Annotated in this window: 14 protein-coding genes, 1 pseudogene and 1 riboswitch; of the genes and pseudogenes, 7 read left to right on the forward strand and 8 right to left on the reverse strand. The window is 70.8% G+C overall.

Annotated elements, in window-relative coordinates; genetic code table 11:
• Positions 1–10: 10 nt before the first annotated feature.
• Complete coding sequence (locus tag AC5JOC_RS06535) at positions 11–1,942, forward strand: thioredoxin domain-containing protein (RefSeq protein WP_494245835.1); 1,932 nt, start codon at positions 11–13, stop codon at positions 1,940–1,942.
• A 34-nt stretch (positions 1,943–1,976) separates the two neighbouring features.
• On the opposite strand, the gene AC5JOC_RS06540 is transcribed toward AC5JOC_RS06535, so the two are convergent.
• Both AC5JOC_RS06540 and AC5JOC_RS06545 read right to left on the reverse strand, forming a co-directional pair.
• Complete coding sequence (locus tag AC5JOC_RS06540) at positions 1,977–2,438, reverse strand: rhodanese-like domain-containing protein (RefSeq protein ID WP_124768936.1); 462 nt, start codon at positions 2,436–2,438, stop codon at positions 1,977–1,979.
• Positions 2,439–2,510: 72 nt separating this feature from the next.
• Positions 2,511–3,884, reverse strand: a complete 1,374-nt coding sequence (locus AC5JOC_RS06545) for an L-serine ammonia-lyase (protein ID WP_194601942.1) — start codon at positions 3,882–3,884, stop codon at positions 2,511–2,513.
• Between the two features lie 179 nt (positions 3,885–4,063).
• Here AC5JOC_RS06545 and AC5JOC_RS06550 point away from each other — a divergent pair, with 179 nt between their 5' ends.
• Both AC5JOC_RS06550 and AC5JOC_RS06555 read left to right on the forward strand, forming a co-directional pair.
• Entirely contained in the window at positions 4,064–5,077 is a 1,014-nt protein-coding gene (locus tag AC5JOC_RS06550; RefSeq protein WP_085510429.1) for an ATP-binding cassette domain-containing protein, read from the forward strand.
• Complete coding sequence (locus tag AC5JOC_RS06555; protein WP_064296503.1) at positions 5,074–5,889, forward strand: ABC transporter permease; 816 nt, start codon at positions 5,074–5,076, stop codon at positions 5,887–5,889. The genes AC5JOC_RS06550 and AC5JOC_RS06555 overlap by 4 nt, the downstream gene beginning before the upstream one ends.
• A gap of 24 nt (positions 5,890–5,913) precedes the next feature.
• Here AC5JOC_RS06555 and AC5JOC_RS06560 read toward each other — a convergent pair whose 3' ends face one another.
• From AC5JOC_RS06560 to AC5JOC_RS06575, 4 genes and pseudogenes are all read right to left on the reverse strand, one after another.
• The gene (locus AC5JOC_RS06560; RefSeq protein WP_494245838.1) at positions 5,914–8,397 is read right to left on the reverse strand and encodes an ATP-binding protein; all 2,484 of its coding nucleotides are present in this window, start codon (positions 8,395–8,397) and stop codon (positions 5,914–5,916) included.
• A 121-nt stretch (positions 8,398–8,518) separates the two neighbouring features.
• Positions 8,519–9,352, reverse strand: a pseudogene (locus AC5JOC_RS06565) (AfsR/SARP family transcriptional regulator); the annotation flags it as partial.
• Positions 9,291–9,782, reverse strand: coding sequence for a CoA-binding protein (locus AC5JOC_RS06570; protein WP_370282230.1), 492 nt, complete (start codon positions 9,780–9,782; stop codon positions 9,291–9,293). The pseudogene AC5JOC_RS06565 and the gene AC5JOC_RS06570, both read right to left, overlap by 62 nt.
• A gap of 178 nt (positions 9,783–9,960) precedes the next feature.
• Entirely contained in the window at positions 9,961–11,250 is a 1,290-nt protein-coding gene (locus AC5JOC_RS06575; protein WP_079705440.1) for an O-acetylhomoserine aminocarboxypropyltransferase/cysteine synthase family protein, read from the reverse strand.
• A gap of 108 nt (positions 11,251–11,358) precedes the next feature.
• Positions 11,359–11,422, forward strand: a riboswitch (guanidine-III (ykkC-III) riboswitch).
• Between the two features lie 14 nt (positions 11,423–11,436).
• On the opposite strand from AC5JOC_RS06575, the gene AC5JOC_RS06580 reads away from it, so the two are divergent.
• On the forward strand, positions 11,437–11,760 hold the full coding sequence (locus AC5JOC_RS06580) for a DMT family transporter (RefSeq protein ID WP_079003866.1): 324 nt from the start codon (positions 11,437–11,439) through the stop codon (positions 11,758–11,760).
• A 28-nt stretch (positions 11,761–11,788) separates the two neighbouring features.
• Here AC5JOC_RS06580 and AC5JOC_RS06585 read toward each other — a convergent pair whose 3' ends face one another.
• Together AC5JOC_RS06585 and AC5JOC_RS06590 are read right to left on the reverse strand one after the other, a co-directional pair.
• Complete coding sequence (locus tag AC5JOC_RS06585; protein WP_191940733.1) at positions 11,789–12,808, reverse strand: YeiH family protein; 1,020 nt, start codon at positions 12,806–12,808, stop codon at positions 11,789–11,791.
• A 13-nt stretch (positions 12,809–12,821) separates the two neighbouring features.
• On the reverse strand, positions 12,822–14,384 hold the full coding sequence (locus tag AC5JOC_RS06590) for a dolichyl-phosphate-mannose--protein mannosyltransferase (protein ID WP_229938717.1): 1,563 nt from the start codon (positions 14,382–14,384) through the stop codon (positions 12,822–12,824).
• Positions 14,385–14,452: 68 nt separating this feature from the next.
• Between AC5JOC_RS06590 and rsmI the strand changes: the two genes are divergently transcribed.
• Genes rsmI through AC5JOC_RS06605 form a run of 3 tightly spaced genes read left to right on the forward strand, consistent with a single transcriptional unit; the run spans position 14,453 to position 17,834 of the window.
• On the forward strand, positions 14,453–15,310 hold the full coding sequence (gene rsmI, locus AC5JOC_RS06595) for a 16S rRNA (cytidine(1402)-2'-O)-methyltransferase (protein WP_124768941.1): 858 nt from the start codon (positions 14,453–14,455) through the stop codon (positions 15,308–15,310).
• A 41-nt stretch (positions 15,311–15,351) separates the two neighbouring features.
• Positions 15,352–16,932: a methionine--tRNA ligase gene (metG, locus tag AC5JOC_RS06600; RefSeq protein WP_430891513.1), complete on the forward strand. Its 1,581-nt coding sequence runs from the start codon at positions 15,352–15,354 to the stop codon at positions 16,930–16,932.
• Entirely contained in the window at positions 16,929–17,834 is a 906-nt protein-coding gene (locus AC5JOC_RS06605; RefSeq protein ID WP_274499613.1) for a TatD family hydrolase, read from the forward strand. Before metG ends, AC5JOC_RS06605 begins: the two co-directional genes overlap by 4 nt.
• Positions 17,835–17,864: the final 30 nt, after the last annotated feature.

Genomic DNA, 17,864 nt, shown 5'->3' on the forward strand with positions numbered 1-17,864 from the left:
CGGATCCCGCATGACGAACCGGCTCGCCGAGGCGATGAGCCCGTACCTCCGCTCGCACGCCGAGCAGCCGGTCGACTGGTACCCCTGGGGGCCGGAGGCCTTCGCCGAAGCGGCCCGTCGTGACGTCCCCCTGCTCGTCTCGATCGGCTACTCGACGTGTCACTGGTGTCACGTCATGGCACGCGAGTCGTTCTCGGACGAGCACATCGCCGAGCTCCTCCGACGCGACTTCGTGGCGGTGAAGGTCGACCGCGAGGAGCATCCCGACGTCGACGCCAGCTACCTCGCCGCCGCCGGCGCGTTCACCCGTGACCTGGGTTGGCCGCTGAACGTGTTCGTGACGCCGCGCGGACACGTCTTCCACGCGGGGACCTACTCGCCTCCCGTCCCGCTCCGCGGGCATCCCTCGTTCCCGCAGGTGCTCGAGGCCGTCCGCGTCGCGTGGACCGAGCGACGGGAGCAGGTCGTCGCGAGCGCCGACGGACTCGCGCGGGCGATCGCCGAGACGATGTCGTCCACGGATGACGCCCCACTGCCGGAACCCGGAGACCTCGACGCGTCGATCGTGGCGGTCGAGGCGCTGGAGGACCAGGAGCTCGGCGGCTTCGGCACGGCTCCGAAGTTCCCGATGGCCCCGCTGTTCGACTTCCTGCTGACGCCGCGCGAGGGGGAGGTCGCCCGCCGCGGTGTCGACCTCGCGCAACGCACCCTCAGGACGATGGGGGCCTCAGCGCTCCGGGATCCGGTCGAAGGCGGGTTCTTCCGATACGCGGTCAATCGGGACTGGACCGAGCCGCACTACGAACGCATGCTGACCGACAATGCGCTCCTGCTCACCGCGTACACGCGGGCCTGGGCCGAGCGCCCGAGCTCGTGGGCGGCCAGTGTCGCCGCCGGGATCGCCGAGTTCCTCATCGGCACGCTGCAGCAGCCGAGCGGCGGCTTCGGGTCGGCGCAGGACTCCGAGAGCGTCGTCGACGGCATCGGATCCGAAGGTGGCTACTATCGACGCGATGCCGACGGCCGGGCGACGCTGACCCCGCCGGCCGTTGACCGCAAGGTGCTCACCGGTTGGAACGGGCTCGCGATCGGCGCGCTGGCGGAGGCCTCGACGGTCTTCGACCGCCCCGAATGGATCGAATCAGCGAGGTGGGCGGCGGACGCGGTGGTCGAGAACCACCTCGCCTCGGACGGCACGCTCGCCCGGGCCTCGCTCGACGAACGGCGGTCGGGTGCGGCTGCGGCCCTCGAGGACTACGGGATGCTCGCGGAGGGGCTCCTGCGCCTCGGCCTCGCGACGGGCGAGGTCCGCTACGCGGAGGTCGCCCGCGACCTCGTCGACCGGTGCTTGCCGGACGAGACCGTGACTGACGAGACCGTGACCGACGCCTCCTCCGCCACGGTGGCCGGCTTCATCCTGCCGGGCGGCGGCGACCCGGTGCTGTCGGCCCAGGGCATGCGGATCGACGGCGACCCGTCGGAGGGCGCGTATCCCTCGGGGATCTCGTCGCTCGGACGCGCGTCGCTGCTGCTGTTCCAGCTGACGGCCGACGGCCGGTTCCGGGACGCCGCCGAGAGCGCGGTCCGGTTCGCCGCGTCGGCTGCGCTGTCGGCACCGACCGCGTTCGGCGCGAGTCTGGCCCTCGCGGCATCGCTCACCGGGCCGGCGTCGCAACTGATCGTCGTCGGGCCGGATCGGGCGGACCCGGAGGAGGACGAGGATCGCGCGACGGCGGACCGGGCGATGCGCGACGCGGTCAGGACGCGCCGGGACGACGTCGTGGCGGTGGTCTCCGAGCGGCAGGCGGTGGCCTGGGCGAGGAGCGGGTTCGACGTCTTCGCCGAGCGGACGAGTCGGGACGGCCGGTTGACCGCCTACCACTGCCGGGACTTCGTCTGCCGCCTCCCCGTGACGGATGTGGCGCAGCTCGACGCCCGCTGAACCAGCGCGCCCGTCGCCCCGACACCTGGGTGGGTCAGGCTCCGAACGTGCCGTCCGGTCGGCCGAAGCGCAGCTCGCGGGCTTCGGAGCGCCAGCGCCCGAGGCCGCCGTCGAGGAGCGCGACGCGCTTGTATCCAGCTCCGGTCAGCGCCGCACGAAGGCGCTCGGCGGAGCGCCCGTCCAGCTGGTCGTACAGGACGACCGTGTGCTGCTCCGTGACGCCGATGGCGGCCGCGCCGCGTCGGACCTCGTCCGGTGAGGATGCTCCGAGCCCCTGGCGCGCGTCCAGCAGCTCGACGAACACGGCGCCGGGTACGTGCCCGTCGAAGAGGTACAGGTCGTAGCCGCTCACCAGTCGCACCGGGCCGCCGTCCAGCGCAGGCAGCTCGACGACGCTCGCGTCGAGGACGATGAGGCTCTCGCTGCCGAGATGGTCCGCGAGCCACTGGGTGGAGACGAGCGGGTCCACCAGGAACGGCGCGTGCGTGGAGGTCATGCGCCCACCGTAGGAGGCCGCGGCCCGGATGACCACGGTGGTCGGCAACACGCGGTCACACGACGCCGCGGTTCAGCACTCGATGACGTTGACCGCGAGACCGCCCTCGCTCGTCTCCTTGTACTTCGTCGACATGTCGACGCCGGTCTGGCGCATGGTCTCGATCACGGTGTCGAGCGACACCAGGTGCGTCCCGTCGCCGTGCAGCGACAGGCGTGCGGCGCTGACGGCCGTCGAGGAGGCGATCGCGTTGCGTTCGATGCACGGGACCTGGACGAGCCCGCCCACCGGGTCGCACGTGAGGCCGAGGTGGTGCTCCATCGCGATCTCCGCGGCGTTCTCGACCTGACGCGGTGTGCCGCCGAGGACGGCGCACAGGGCACCGGCGGCCATGGCGCAGGCCGATCCGACCTCGGCCTGGCAGCCGCCCTCGGCGCCCGAGATGGACGCGTTGGCCTTGAAGAGCGAGCCGATGGCGGTCGCCGTGAGCAGGTACCGACGGATGCCGTCGAGCGAGGCGCCCGGCACGAACCGCAGGTAGTAGCTCCCGACGGCCGGGATGATCCCCGCGGCCCCGTTCGTGGGTGCGGTCACGACCCGCCCGCCGGAGGCGTTCTGCTCGTTGACCGCCAGGGCGAACGCGTGCAGCCACTCCGTGGGGAGCTCGCGCCCGCTCTCGGCCTCGGCCACGTCGAGGCGCTCACGGACGGCACGCGCCCGGCGCTTGACGCCGAGACCGCCCGGGAGGGTGCCGGTGTCGGCGAGCCCGGCGGTCACGCACTCGTGCATGGCCGTCCAGATGGCGTCGAGGCCGGCGTCGACCTCGACCGCCGACCGCAGGGCCTCCTCGTTGCGTCTCGCGATCGCGTCGATCGGGAGCCCCGTCTCGTCGCAGAGCCCGATGAGCGTCTCAGCGGTCCGGAACGGCATCGGCACGGGTGTCGACGGCAGCACCGTGCTCGGGTCGTCGCCGTCACGACGGATGAAGCCGCCGCCGACCGAGTAGTACGTCTCGGAGCGCACGGGGAGGTCGCTCCGCTGATCCCAGGCGTGGAGCGTCATGGCGTTCGGGTGGCCCGGCAGCCTCGTCCTGGGCACGAACGAGACGTCGTCCTTCGAGAACGCGATGGCACGCGTCCCGGCGAGCGTGAGCGGAGCGCCGTCGGGGTGGTCGCTCCAGGCCCGTCGGACCTCGGCGGGATCGCACCCTTCGGGAGTGAGCCCCTGGAGTCCCGCGACGACAGCGTCGGGGGTGCCGTGGCCGATGCCGGTCGCGCCGAGCGATCCGTACAACGAGCACGTGACGCGGTCGACCCGGTCGAGCAGGCCGTCGTCCGCGAGCCCGGTGGCGAAGGCCAGGGCCGCCCGCATCGGTCCGACCGTGTGCGAGCTGGACGGCCCGATCCCGATGGAGAAGAGGTCGAACGCGGACACGTATGCGGTCACTGGACGACCCCCTTCGGTGCGACTGGCTCCTCTCACTCTAAGCGTCTTCGGCGCCGGGTGCGGTGTCAGCGGCCGTCAGCGGGTGTCAGCGGCAGGTGAGCGATCCGTGAGTGCCCCCGCCCACACTGTTGTCCGGGTCGCCCACCGGCGGCCCACACCTGATTTCGAAAGGCATCCGCATGAGCATCAGCTCCGACTGGGCGATCGAAGCCCACGGCCTCGTGAAGACCTTCGGCGACAACCGGGCGGTCGACGGCGTCGACCTCTCGGTCCGCACCGGCACCGTCTACGGCGTCCTCGGCCCGAACGGCGCCGGCAAGACCACCACCATCAGCATGCTGGCGACGCTCCTGCGTCCTGACGCCGGCACCGCCACCGTCTTCGGACACGACATCCAGCGGGAGTCGCAGGTCGTGCGCCAGCTCATCGGCGTGACCGCGCAGTTCGCGTCCGTCGACGAGAACCTCTCGGCCACCGAGAACCTCGTCATCTTCTCGCGACTGCTCGGACTCGGCCGCGCGGAGGCGAAGCGCAAGAGCGCGGAACTCCTCGAGGAGTTCGGCCTGAGCGACGCGGCGTCGCGACCCCTGAAGAAGTTCTCCGGCGGCATGCGTCGTCGTCTCGACCTCGCGGCGAGCCTCATCGCCCAGCCGCCCCTCATCTTCCTCGACGAGCCGACCACGGGCCTCGACCCGCGGACCCGCGCGCAGATGTGGGACACGATCCGCCGCCTGGTCGCGACGGGCTCGACCGTCCTCCTGACCACCCAGTACCTCGACGAGGCGGACCAGCTCGCCGACCGGATCGCCGTCATCGACCGCGGTCTCGTGGTCGCCGAGGGCACCTCCGACGAGCTGAAGGCCTCCGTCGGCGAGTCGTCGCTGCAGCTGCGGCTCGCGGACCCCGCCGACCTGGAGGATGCGCGACGGGTCATCTCGAGCGTCCTCGGCGTCGACACCGTCGTCTCGCCGGAGGCCACCCGCATCACGGCCCCGATGCGCGACCCCGACGCCGTGACCGACCTCTTCATCACGCTCCGGGAAGCCGGGATCCGGCTCGCGGAGATGAGCGTCCAGAAGCCGACGCTCGACGAGGTCTTCCTCACCCTCACCGGGCACGGCGTCGAGGCGGACGACGCCGACGCCACGTCCGACACCGATTCCCTCGACACCGCAGAGCAGGTCCACGCATGAGCACGATCACCATCACCCCGGCCGCAGACCGGTCCCTCCGGAACCATGTCAGCCTCTCGCAGACGGTCCGCAACTCCTTCACCATGGCGTACCGCGGACTGCTCAAGATCAAGCGCACGCCCGAGCAGCTGATCGACGTGACGGTCCAGCCGATCATCTTCACCCTGATGTTCACGTACATCTTCGGCGGCGCGATCGCCGGCGACGTCGCGAGCTATCTGCCGATCATCATCCCGGGCATCCTGGTCCAGACCGTCATCACGACCTCGGTCGTGACCGGCATCCAGCTCCGCGAGGACATGGACAAGGGCGTGTTCGACCGCTTCAAGTCGATGCCCATCGCCCGCATCGCACCGCTGGCCGGTGCCCTCCTCGCCGACACGGTGCGCTACACGATCGCCACGACGCTCACCTTCGCGATGGGCTTCGTCATGGGGTACCGGCCGGAGGGCGGCATCGGCTTCGTGGCCCTCGCCGGCCTCCTCGTGATCGTCTGCGCCTGGGCCATCAGCTGGATCTTCGCGTTCTTCGGGGTCATCGCCCGGAGCGCGAGCAGCGTGCAGGGCATCTCGTTCCTCGTCCTGTTCCCGCTGACGTTCCTGTCGAACGCCTTCGTGAACCCGGAGACGATGCCGAGCTTCCTCCAGGGCTTCGTGGACGTGAACCCGGTCTCGCACCTCGTGACCGCGGTCCGCGACCTCGCGAACACGGGTGTCTTCGGCGGCGACGCCTGGCTGGCGCTCCTCGGTGCCGCCGTCATCGTCGCGGTCTTCGCACCGCTCACCGTGCGGGCGTACATGCGCCGCGCCTGACGACGAGACGATCGCAGCGACCGATCAGCGCGCCGCCAGGGCAGGACTGCCGAGCAGTTCGAACGCCCTGGCGGCGCTCTCGTGCGCCTGCAGGGAGAGGGACCGCTCGGCGATGCGGTCGCGCTCGGTCGGCGTGAGTCGCGCCGCCGCTGCTGCCTCGTGTGGTGTGCGGACGAGCGAGGGGATGTCCTGACGGGAGGCGAGCGCACTGGCGAGCGCGACGAGCTCTGCGCCGATCAACCGCACCTCGTCGTCCTCCGAGCGGACGTACCAGGCGCCGAGGGCGATGACGGTGGAACCCAGCACCGGTCGGTCGAACCGGTTCGGGAGGAGGCGTCCCAGCGCGATGGTGCGGGTGCGGACCCGCCGCGCGAGACGCTGGACCTCGGTGGCGTCCGGGACACCGTCCAGCACGGCGGCGGCGATCGCGGCGGAGCCGACGAGGGTGAACCACGGCGATCGGCGCGACTCACCCGGAGCGAACGCCACGAGCGCCTTCCCGTAGAGCTCGGCTCCCCGTGCGGCGTCGCCCTGTGCCCGCGCGATCTCGGCGAGACCGGCCCAGCCGATCGACCGCCGTTCGGGGAGCGGGGCGAACGCGGAGAACGAGACGTCGTCCGAGAGGAACCGGTCGAGCACGGTGGTGGCGGCGGCGTGGTCGCCGCGGGCGATGTCGCCGATCGCGATCAGCCACTCGAGTTGACGGAGGTCCGCCTCGGCACCGATCGCGGTCAGCCCCTCGGCAGCGCGGGCCGCCCAGACGAGCGCCTCCTCCGGCTCGTCGTTCTGGCTGTGCAGTTGGGCGAGCATGTGCGCACTCATGGCGGCGCCCCAGACGTCGCCGAGCGTGAGCGAGAGGTCGTTCGCGCGCAGGGCGGCCGCTTCGGCGGCGCGGGGGTCGCCGTCGTTCTCCGCCGCCTGGGCCGACATGAGGTTCCCGAGGTTCGCGACGTGCGGGTCGGTCGACCGGGAGTACTCGCGGAGGAGGGCCTCCGCGCGTTCGGGGCGACCCGCGACCAGCAACAGGCTGACCATCGCGCGCATCCGTGGGGCCTGTGTCGTCCGTACCCGTTCGAGTCGGCGGAGCACGCCGATCGCCCGCGCGGACGTCCGGGGATCGGTGGCGAGGAAGGTCACGGTGATGATGGCGACGGCGATGGCCGGGGTGTCGGTCGACACCGACTCCGGGTCCTGATGGCGGAGCACGTCGAGGACGGCCGTTCCGAAGACCAGGACCTCCTGATGCGCGCTGCGGATCGTCCAGAAGAGGGCGAGTCCTGCGAAGACCGGGGCGACGACGTCGGCGCGATCGTCGGCGACGGCCCCGCGGAGCACGTCCACCAGGGTGTCCTGTTCGAGGGCGAGGCGCGCGAACGCCGCCACCTGTCGCGGTCCCTGCATGGCGGGGAGGAGCGTCTCAGCGAGTGCGACCGCCCACGTCCGAGTGCGGTCGAGTACGAGGTCGTCCTCGTGCGCCTCGGCGGACTTGATCGCGCCGAACTCGCGGACCGTCTCGAGCATCCGGAATCGGACGGTCCCGGTGGCCGGGTCGTCCTGCACGGTGAGCAACGACTGGCCGACGAGCGCGTCGAGCGCCTCCACGACCTCGACCTCGGGGGCGAGCGCTGCAGCCGCCTCCAGATCGAAGCCGTCGGGGAACCTGGACATGCGACGGAGGACGACACGTTCGTGCTCGCCCAGGAGGTTCCAACTCCAGTCGATGACGGCGAGCAGGGTGCGGTGGCGCTCAGGCGCACTGCGATCACCGGCGGTCAGCAGGGTGAAGCGGTTCCCGAGTCGTCGCTCCACCTCCTCGACCGACATGGATCTGGTGCGCGCCGCCGCGAGTTCGATCGCCAGCGGCAGGCCGTCGAGTCTCGCGCAGAGACGTGCCGCGACGTCGAGTGGCACATGGAGTCCCGGACGGGCGGCGCGGGCACGCTCGACGAACAGCCGCACCGCCGGGCCCGCGTGTTCGAGGTCGGTGCCGTCCACGGCGGCGTCCAGCGGGTCGAGTTGGTAGACGTGCTCGGCGGCGATCGACAACGGGCTCCGACTCGTCGCGAGGACGCGGAGGTCGCCGGCCCAGGCCAGCGCATCGGCGATCCAGCGCGCCGCCGCATCCACGAGGTGCTCGCAGTTGTCCATCACGAGCAGCGTCGGCCGCTCCGAGAGCCTGTCGATGATGCGTTCGTGCAGTTCGACCGGTTGCACCATGATCGCTTCGCTCAGCCGACGCGGGGTCGGGGCCTCGCGGATGCCGAGTGCGGTCGCGACCGCGAGTGGCAGATCCTCCGGGTCCCGCACGCTCGCCAGTTCCACCACGACGACGCCGGGCGTGGTCGTGGTGGCACGCCGGGCGACCTCCTGGGCGAGTCGGGTCTTCCCGAGGCCACCGGGGCCGAGGATCGTGGTGAGGCGGACCTCGGACACGAGCGTGCCGATCGCGTCGAGGTCGGCGTCGCGACCGAGGAGCTCGTTCGGCGCCGTCCGGAGTCCGAGCACCATGCTGGAGACCCGGGCGGTCAGCGGGAGTGGCCGCCGGCGGAGACGGCTCGACGGCGTCCTGCAGGAGCGCCGCGTGTGCCGCGACCAGCGCCGACGTCGGGTCGGCACCGAGTTCGTCCCGGAGCCGGTGACGGTGGTCTGCGAAGAGCTGCATCGCGTCGGAGCGACGTCCGCTCTGCGCGTAGGCGTTGAAGAGCATCAGCTGGGTGGCGTCGTCGAGTGGATCGGCGGCGACGAGCGCCTCGAGATCGGTGATGACGGCCGCGCCGTCGCCGAGCTCGAGGCGGCTCTGGGCACGCACCCGGCGCAGGTCGTCGCGGAGCCGCGCCGCGCGGTGCGCCAGCTCGTCGCCGAGCGGGCCGTCCAGTTCAGCGCCTGGATCACCGGTCCAGAGGAGGAGCGCGTCCCGGGCGAGCGTGCCCGCGGTGTGCGGGTCGGCGGCGCGGATGGCCGTCGACGCCGCATCGGCCGCCTGCGCGGCGACGTGGAGGTCGACCAGGGACTGGTCGATCGACAGTCGATAGCCGGCGGCCGAGGAGTCGATGAGGTCCGGCGCCGACACGGCGCGCACCCGTGAGACCAGGGTCTGCAGCGCGGCTTTGGCACCTGCGGGCGGTGCGTCGTCCCACAGCTCGTCGATGAGGGCGGCCGTCGACACGGCGCGCCCGTCCGCGAGCACCAGGATCGTCACCAGCGCTTTGGCGAGCCGGCCGCCGGGTTCGACGAGCCGACCGGTGCGTCCCTCGACGAGCACCGGCCCCAGGACGGTCACTCGGAGGTTCGACGCAGGCACGTCACGAGTGTATCCAGGGCTCGTTACTTGGACCGGCCCGGTCACTGAGCCTGTCGAAGTGCGGTCCGTCGACACGCTCAGGGAACGGGTGGGGGAGCCCTCAGCGCAGGGTCTTGCGGGCGGTGATCTGCCCGGTGTCGAAGCCGAGCAGGTGGAGGCCACCGTGGAACCGGGCGTGCTCCACCTTGATGCAGCGGTCCATCACGACGTTCAGACCCTTCGACTCGCCGTACTCGGCGGCCTCCTGGTTCCAGATGCCGAGCTGCACCCAGACGGTCGGTGCTCCGATGGCGACGACCTCGTCGATGACCTGGGGGATGTCGCTCGCCTTGCGGAAGACGTCGACGATGTCGGGTACCTCCGGCAGGGAGGCGAGGTCGGGGTAGGCGGGCTGACCGAGGATCTCCGTGGCGTTCGGGTTCACGAAGTAGATCGTGAAGTCGCTCGACTGCTGCAGGTAGGTGCCCACGAAGTACGAGGAACGCGCCGGGTTCGGGGAGGCGCCGACGATCGCGACGGACTTCGCCTCGCGGAGGAGCTTCAGGCGGGCCTTCGCGTCGGGGCCCGCCCACGTGCGCTGCGAACGCAGCAGCTTCGCGAGCGGCGAATCGGCGGGCAGCGAGCAGGTGAGACCGTTGGTGAGCCGGACCGTCTCGGTCGCGTCCTGGTCGGTCTCGGTCGCGGTCGCATCCACACCGGTCACTGTCGCGTCCACACCGGTCACGGTCGCGTCCACAACGGTCACTGAGCTTGTCGAAGTGCTCATGCCACTACTCCTTCACCGCTGCGGCGAGCGCCTGGTCGAGGTCGTAGATGATGTCGTCAGGGTCCTCGATACCGACGCTCAGCCGGACGATGCCCGGCAGCACACCGGCGTCGACGAGCTGCTGGTCGGACAGCTGCGCGTGCGTCGTCGATGCGGGGTGGATGATGAGCGTCTTCGCGTCGCCGATGTTCGCCAGGTGGCTCGCGAGGTCGACGGACTCGATGAGCTTCTGGCCGACCTGACGGCCACCCTTCACCTCGAAGCTGAAGACCGAGCCCGGTCCCTTCGGCAGGTACTTGTTCGCGCGCTCGTGGTGCGGGTGGGCCGGGAGTCCGGCCCAGTTGACGGCGGCGATGCGCGGGTCGGCGTCGAGCCACTCGGCGACGATCCGCGCGTTGTCGACGTGGGCCTGGATCCGGAACGGCAGCGTCTCGACACCCTGGGCGAGGAGGAAGGCCGAGTGCGGTGCGAGCGCCGGACCGATGTCGCGGAGCTGCTCGGCGCGCAGCCGGGTGAGGAAGGCGTACTCGCCGAAGTTGCCCGACCACTGCAGGCCGCCGTAGCTCGGGACGGGCTGGCCGAACAGGGGGAACTTGTCGGTGTTCCAGTCGAAGCGCCCGCTCTCGACGACGACGCCACCGAGGGTCGTGCCGTGGCCGCCGAGGAACTTGGTGGCCGAGTGCGTGACGATGTCGGCGCCCCACTCGATCGGGCGGTTGAGGTAGGGCGTCGCGATGGTCGAGTCGATGATGAGCGGAATGCCGTGTGCGTGCGCGACGTCGGCGAGGCCCTCGATGTCGGCGATCTCGCCCGAGGGGTTCGCGACCGTCTCGGCGAAGACGAGCTTCGTGTTCTCCTGGATGGCGGCGGCGTAGTCGGCGGCGTCGGAGGACTGCACGAAGGTGGTCTCGATGCCGAACCGGCGGAGGGTGACGTCGAGCTGGGTGATCGAACCGCCGTAGAGGTTGGCCGAGGCGACGATGTGGTCGCCCTGTCCGGCCAGCGAGGCGAAGGTGATGTACTGCGCGGCGAGGCCGGAGGCGGTCGCGACGGCACCGAGGCCGCCCTCGAGGCTGGCGATGCGCTCCTCGAAGCTCGCGACCGTCGGGTTGGCGAGGCGGGAGTAGATGTTCCCGTACTTCTGCAGGGCGAAGCGGGCGGCGGCGTCGGCGGTGTCGTCGAAGACGAAGGCGCTCGACTGGTAGATGGGCAGCGCCCGTGCGCCGGTCACCTGGTCGGGGATGTTGCCCGCGTGGATCGCACGCGTGCGGAAGCCATACTCACGATCTGCCATGCGTTCACGCTACCGGAGCACCGTCGAGCGCTTCACCGTGCTGCAACATTGCGTCGCATTCGACCGCACTGCACAGGGCCTGCCCAGGGCGTCGGCGTATCGTGTGGGACACAGCCCTCATCGGGCTGCCGGACGAGGGCGCAGTACCCGGAACGCGACAAGACTGACCACTGGGGAGTGATCGTCATGTCTTGGATCGTACTCATCGCGTCCGGGGTCCTGGAAGCCGTCTGGGCCACCGCGCTCGGCAAGTCCGAGGGCTTCACGAAGCTCTGGCCGACCGTGACGTTCGCGGGGGCGCTCGTGCTCAGCATGGCCGGCCTCGCCTGGGCCATGCGCGACATCCCGGTGGGCACCGCCTACGCGGTCTGGGTCGGGATCGGCGCAGCGCTCACCGTCGGATACGCCATGACCTTCGGCGGCGAGCAGCTGTCGGTCGTCAAGGTGCTGCTCATCCTCGGGCTCATCGGCTGCGTCATCGGCCTGAAGATCGTGGGCGGCGAGCACTAGCCGCGCTGGTCGGGCACGCACCCCTTCCTCAGGCCAGGTGCACCGCTCCGAGCGCGAGCACCGCGATGAGGAGCCAGGAGACGAGCCCGACGACGAGCGCGCGCCACCCGGTGGTGACGAGCGTGCGGACGCGGATCGCGGCGCCGAGTGCGAAGAGCGCCATCGCCAGCAGTGCGGTCTGCACGCCGTCGGCGACGTCGAGGACGAGCTCGGGCACCGGGAGCAGGGTGCGGACGAGGACCGCGGCGATGAAGCCCGCGACGAACAGCGGGACGATCGGCGGTCGGGCTGCGGTCGCGGTCCCGTCGGCATCGACCTGAGCACCGGCGCCGGCCGACACCGCCAGGAGTCGGCGGCGCTCGATCGTCGCGGCGGCGGCGACCATGGGGGCGAGGAGCACGACGCGGGTCAGCTTGACGACGACGGCGATCGCGAGTGCGCTCGTGCCGGCGATCTGGGCGGTCGCGACGACCTGACCCACGTCGTGCACGCTCGCCCCCACCCAGTGACCGAACTGCTCGTCACTGAGCCCGAGTGGGCCGCGGAGCGCCGGGAGGACGAAGATCGCGAGGGTCCCGCAGAGGGTGACGAGCGCGACGGGCGTCGCCTGCTCCTCGTCCTTCGCCTTCACGACGCCGCTCATCGCGCCGATGGCGGAGGCGCCGCAGATGGAGAAGCCCGTGGCGATGAGGAGCGGTTCGGGGCCCGCGAGCCCGAGTCTCCGGCCGAGCCAGAGGGTGACGAAGAAGGTGACGACGACGATCGCGACCGTGGTGGCGAGCGTGACCCACCCGAGGCCGGCGATGTCGACGAGGCTCAGCTTCAGCCCCAGCAGGACGACACCGATCCGCATGAACCGTTTCGCGCTCATGCCGAGTCCCGGCTTCAGGACGCCCGCCGCGAGCCGCTGGAACGCGGGGAGCTGGCCCACCACCATGCCGAGCAGGACGCTCGCGGTCAGCAGCGGGACGACCGGCAGGAGGGTGTGGAGGCCCAGGGCGGCGAGCGCCGCTGCACCGGCGACGAGCACCCCTGGGAGCGCCTTCATCGTCGTCCTCCCGTCACACCCATGACGGCAACCAGGCGTGCAGGTGCCAGAACCAGTAGGGCACGGTGATGGCGGTCCAGAGCGGATACCAGAAGATGCTCAACAGCGTCGTGATGGTCACGAACACCCCGATGACGCCGACGCCGGCGAACCGTCGTTCCTCCGGGTCGTCGCGGGACCCGAGGATCTTCCCGATCGCGAAGACGAGCGCCAGGATGAGGTACGGCTCGAAGACGATCGTGTAGAACTGGAACACCGTCCGGTTCAGGTAGAGCAGCCAGGGCAGGTACCCCGCTGCGACCCCGAGGACGATCAGCCCGACCTGCCACTCGCGGTACCGGACGAGCCGGTAGACGCAGTACCCGAGCGCGACGGCGGCGCCCCACCAGATGAGCGGGTTGCCGATCGAGGTGATCGCGGAGGAGCAGGCGTCCCACGCGCAGCCGTCGGTCCCGGTGGCGGGGGACTGGTAGTACATGCTCGTCGGCCGGATCATGAGCAGCCAGCCGAGCGGGTTCGCGGCGTAGGGGTGCGGGGTGCTGAGGCCGACGTGGAAGCTGTAGGCGCTCTGGTGGTAGTGCAGGAGGCTCTGGAACCAGTGGGGGACCCACGCGAAGGTGCCGGTCCAGGCGTTGCCCACCGCGTCCGCCCACTGGCGGTCGTACCCGCCGGACGTCCTGATCCACCCGGTCCAGCTGGCGAGGTACACGACGGCGGCCACGGGGACGAGGGTCACGAAGGACACGGGGCCCTGCTTGAGGACCGCCGCGCTCGCCCACAGGCTGAGGCCCAGTCGGCGGCGGAGCAGGAGATCCGTGACGATCACGTACACGCCGAACGCGGCGAGGAAGTACAGTCCGTTCCACTTGACCGCGGTGGCCGCGCCGAACGCGACCCCTGCGGCGAGCAGCCACGGCCGCCACCAGAGGACGGGACCCCAGGCCGGATCGGCGCCCCTCGCCCGGGCTGACGCGACCTTCGCCGCCAGGCGTGACGCGTGCCACGACCGGTCCAACAGGATCGCGCCGAATCCCGCCAGCACGAAGAACATGACGAAGTTGTCGAGCAGCGAGACCCGGGCCATGACGATCGCGTGCCCGTCGATCGCGAACAGGAACCCGGCCAGGACGGCGAGGATCGACGAGGTGAACAACCGCTTGGCGATGAGCGTGACGAGCAGGACCGCGAGCGTTCCGGCGATCACGGTGGAGATGCGCCACCCGGTGCTGTCGTCGATGCCGAACACGGCGATGCCGAGCGCGATCAGCCACTTGCCGAGTGGTGGGTGCACGACGTAGGACGGATTCGTGCTCGGGCTGCCCGCGTCGCCGTTCGCGAAGCCCTCGTCGGCCCCGTCCGGCCAGGTGCTCTCGTAGCCGTTCAGCCACAGCGACCACGAGTCCTTCACGTAGAAGGTCTCGTCGAAGACGAGCGAGTGCGGGTGACCGAGGTTCCAGAACCGCAGCACGAACGCGAGGAGCGTCACGGCGGCTGGGCCGCCCCAGATCCAGAGCTTCCGGCGGCGCTCGGTGCGGAGCATCCGCTCCCACCAGCGGTCGAGGCGGGATCCCGTCACAGGGGCTTCCAGAAGATCGACCGACACCGTCTCATCTAACCACCCCGACCGGATGGGAGACTGGTCCGGTGATCATCCTCGGAGCGACCCCCATCGGCAACCTCGGCGATGCGTCGCCACGACTCCGGGAGGCGCTGGCCGCGGCGGAGGTCATCGTCGCCGAGGACACCCGGACGGCCATCCACCTGCTGCGCGCCCTCGGTGTGGAATCGCGGCCGCGGCTCATCGCCATGCACGACCACAACGAGCGCGAACGCGCGGCCGAGATCGTCGAACTGGCCCGTGAGACCGACGTCCTCGTGCTCAGCGACGCCGGCATGCCGACCGTGTCCGACCCCGGCTTCCACCTCGTCGACGCGGCGGCGGCCGCAGACGTCCAGGTCACCGCGATCCCCGGACCGTCGGCGGTCGTGACGGCGCTCGCCGTGTCCGGCCTCGCGACCGACCGCTTCACCTTCGAGGGGTTCCTCCCGCGGAAGCCGGGCGACCGACGCAGCAGCCTCCGAGCGCTCGCGACCGAGCCGCGCACGATGGTGTTCTTCGAATCGCCCAACCGACTCGCCTCCTCCCTCGAGGACATCGCCTCCGTGCTCGGAGCCGATCGTCGCGTGGCCGTGTGCCGGGAGCTCACCAAGCTGTTCGAGGAGGTCAAGCGGGGGACGGCCGCTGAACTGGCCGAATGGGCGTCCGGGGGTGTGAAGGGCGAGATCTGCATCGTCATCGCCGGTGCTGAGGCCGTCGAGGCCGATCCGGCCACCGCGCTCGAGCAGGTACTCGCGCTCGTGGCCTCGGGCACACGCCTGAAGGACGCCTCCAACGAGGTCGCCGAGGCCACCGGCCTCTCGAAGCGCGACCTGTACCAGGCGGCCCTCGCAGCCCGGCCTCCGAAGGCGTCGCCGGACGCGCAGGTGCGTCCCGCGCCGTAACAGGCACGGTGGCGACGCCCGCTCGTCCTAGGATTGACCCCATGGCCGACGGCACCTCGTTCTACATCACCACGCCCATCTTCTACGTCAACGATGCCCCGCACATCGGGCACGCCTACACGGAGGTGGCCGCGGACGTCCTCGCGCGCTGGCACCGTCAGGCCGGCGACCGCACCTGGTTCCTGACCGGGACCGACGAGCACGGCCAGAAGATCCTGCGCACGGCGACCGCGAACGGCGTGACGCCGAAGGAGTGGGCCGACAAGCTCGTGAGCGAGTCCTGGTACCCGCTGCTCGACACGATCGACATCTCGAACGACGACTTCATCCGCACGACGGACGTGCGGCACGAACAGAACGTCCAGCTCTTCCTCCAGCGCCTGTACGACGCCGGCTTCATCTACACCGGTGAGTTCGAGGGGTACTACTGCGTCGGCTGTGAGGAGTACAAGCAGGAGAGCGACCTCGTGCAGGGCACCGGCGAGTACGTCGGGCAGCTCGTGTGCGCGATCCACTCGAAGCCGGTCGAACTGCTCCAGGAGAGCAACTACTTCTTCCGCATGAGCGACTTCGCCGAGCGCCTGCTGGCCCTCTACGAGGAGCGACCGGAGTTCGTGCAGCCGGAGTCGGCGCGCAACGAGGTCATCCAGTTCGTGCGCCAGGGGCTCAAAGACCTGTCCATCTCCCGCTCGACCTTCGACTGGGGCATCAAGGTCCCGTGGGACGAGAGCCACGTCGTCTACGTGTGGTTCGACGCCCTGCTCAACTACATCACCGCCGCCGGGTACGGCTCCGACGAGGAGGCGTTCGCCGAGCGCTGGCCCGCCACGCAGATCGTCGGCAAGGACATCCTGCGGTTCCACGCGGTCATCTGGCCGGCCATGCTCATGGCCGCCGGGCTCGAGGTCCCGAAGCGGGTCTTCGGTCACGGCTGGCTGCTCGTCGGCGGCGAGAAGATGTCGAAGTCGAAGCTCACCGGTATCGCACCGAGTGAGATCACCGACACCTTCGGATCCGACGCGTTCCGCTACTACTTCATGCGCGCCATCGCGTTCGGGCAGGACGGTTCGTTCAGCTGGGAGGACCTCTCCGCGCGGTACCAGGCGGAGCTCGCGAACGGCTTCGGCAACCTCGCGTCGCGCGTGCTCGCCATGGTGACGCGGTACTTCGACGGCGTCGTGCCGGCGAGCGGCCCCGCCGGACCGGCCGACGTGGCCATCCAGGAGACGGTCGCCCGGGCTGCTGCGGACGCCGACGCCGCGATCGAGCGCCTCGCCATCCAGGACGCGCTCGCGGCCATCTGGCGGATCGTCGACGAGCTGAACGGCTACATCACCGAGCAGGAGCCGTGGGCGCTCGCGAAGGACGAGGCCAAGCGGGAGCGGCTCGGCACCGTGCTCGCCACGGCGGTCGAGGGCCTGCGCGCCCTGTCGGTCCTGCTCCACCCCTTCGTCCCGAAGGCGACCACCAAGCTGTGGTCCGCCCTCGGCGCTGAAGCCGCCCTCGGCGAGCTCGGCGCACAGCGCATCGGCGACGTCGGCACCTGGGGGCAGCTGCCCGCCGGCACCTCGGTGGCAGGGCTCGAGCCCCTGTTCCCGCGGATCGAGGCCGTCGCCGAATGAGCGGGGGCGTCGCGCCGGATCCGGCCGCCACACCGCACCTGCGGCAGCGCGAAGCGGGGGAGCGGAAGCAACTGAGCTACCCCGAGGCACCTGAGGCGCTGCCGGTCGCGGTCTACGACAACCACACGCACCTCGAACACGCCGACGGCGACGCCCCGCTGACCCCGTCCGAGCACTTGGACCGTGCGGCCTCCGTCGGGGTCCGCGGCATCGTGCAGGTCGGCACCGACGTCGAGACCTCGCGTTGGTCGGCGGCGATCGCCGCTCGTGACCCCCGCGTGCTCGCGGCGGTCGCGATCCACCCCAACGACGCACCGGACCTCGACCGCGCGGGCACCCTGGACGAGGCGCTGGCCGAGATCGACCGTCTGGCGGCGGAGCCTCGCGTCCGCGCCGTCGGCGAGACCGGCCTCGACTTCTTCCGCACCGAGGAGGACGGCCGCGCGGCGCAGTTCGCATCGTTCGAAGCGCACATCGCCATCGCGAAGCGCCACGGTGTCGCACTGCAGATCCACGATCGCGACGCCCACGACGAGGTCGTCGAGACGCTCCTCCGAGTGGGCGCTCCGGAACGCACCGTCTTCCACTGTTTCTCGGGCGGCCCGGAGCTCGCCGAGCTGTGCGCCGAGCACGGCTGGTACGCCTCCTTCGCCGGGACGGTCACGTTCAAGAACGCCGCACCGCTGCGTGAGGCGCTCGCGATCATGCCCCGCGAGCTGATCATGGTCGAGACCGACGCGCCCTACCTCACGCCCGCCCCGTTCCGCGGTCGGCCGAACGCGCCGTACCTCCTCCCGTACACGGTGCGCGGCATGGCCCAGCACCTGGGTGAGGACGTCGCCGCGTTCGCGACGCAGCTCGCGACGAACACCGAGCGCGTCTACGGCTCCTGGGCCGACTGAGCGACTGAGCCCGTCACCGAGCCTCGCGCC

This window comes from Plantibacter sp. (assembly GCF_059073635.1).

Excerpts from the sequence above, each read along its gene's own strand:
- AC5JOC_RS06535 (WP_494245835.1), top strand. The coding sequence starts at position 11 with ATGACGAACCGGCTCGCCGAGGCGATGAGCCCGTACCTCCGCTCGCAC.
- AC5JOC_RS06540 (WP_124768936.1), bottom strand. The coding sequence starts at position 2,438 with ATGACCTCCACGCACGCGCCGTTCCTGGTGGACCCGCTCGTCTCCACC.
- AC5JOC_RS06550 (WP_085510429.1), top strand. The coding sequence starts at position 4,064 with ATGAGCATCAGCTCCGACTGGGCGATCGAAGCCCACGGCCTCGTGAAG.
- AC5JOC_RS06555 (WP_064296503.1), top strand. The coding sequence starts at position 5,074 with ATGAGCACGATCACCATCACCCCGGCCGCAGACCGGTCCCTCCGGAAC.
- AC5JOC_RS06560 (WP_494245838.1), bottom strand. The coding sequence starts at position 8,397 with ATGGTGCTCGGACTCCGGACGGCGCCGAACGAGCTCCTCGGTCGCGAC.
- AC5JOC_RS06575 (WP_079705440.1), bottom strand. The coding sequence starts at position 11,250 with ATGGCAGATCGTGAGTATGGCTTCCGCACGCGTGCGATCCACGCGGGC.
- AC5JOC_RS06580 (WP_079003866.1), top strand. The coding sequence starts at position 11,437 with ATGTCTTGGATCGTACTCATCGCGTCCGGGGTCCTGGAAGCCGTCTGG.
- AC5JOC_RS06585 (WP_191940733.1), bottom strand. The coding sequence starts at position 12,808 with ATGAAGGCGCTCCCAGGGGTGCTCGTCGCCGGTGCAGCGGCGCTCGCC.
- metG (WP_430891513.1), top strand. The coding sequence starts at position 15,352 with ATGGCCGACGGCACCTCGTTCTACATCACCACGCCCATCTTCTACGTC.
- AC5JOC_RS06605 (WP_274499613.1), top strand. The coding sequence starts at position 16,929 with ATGAGCGGGGGCGTCGCGCCGGATCCGGCCGCCACACCGCACCTGCGG.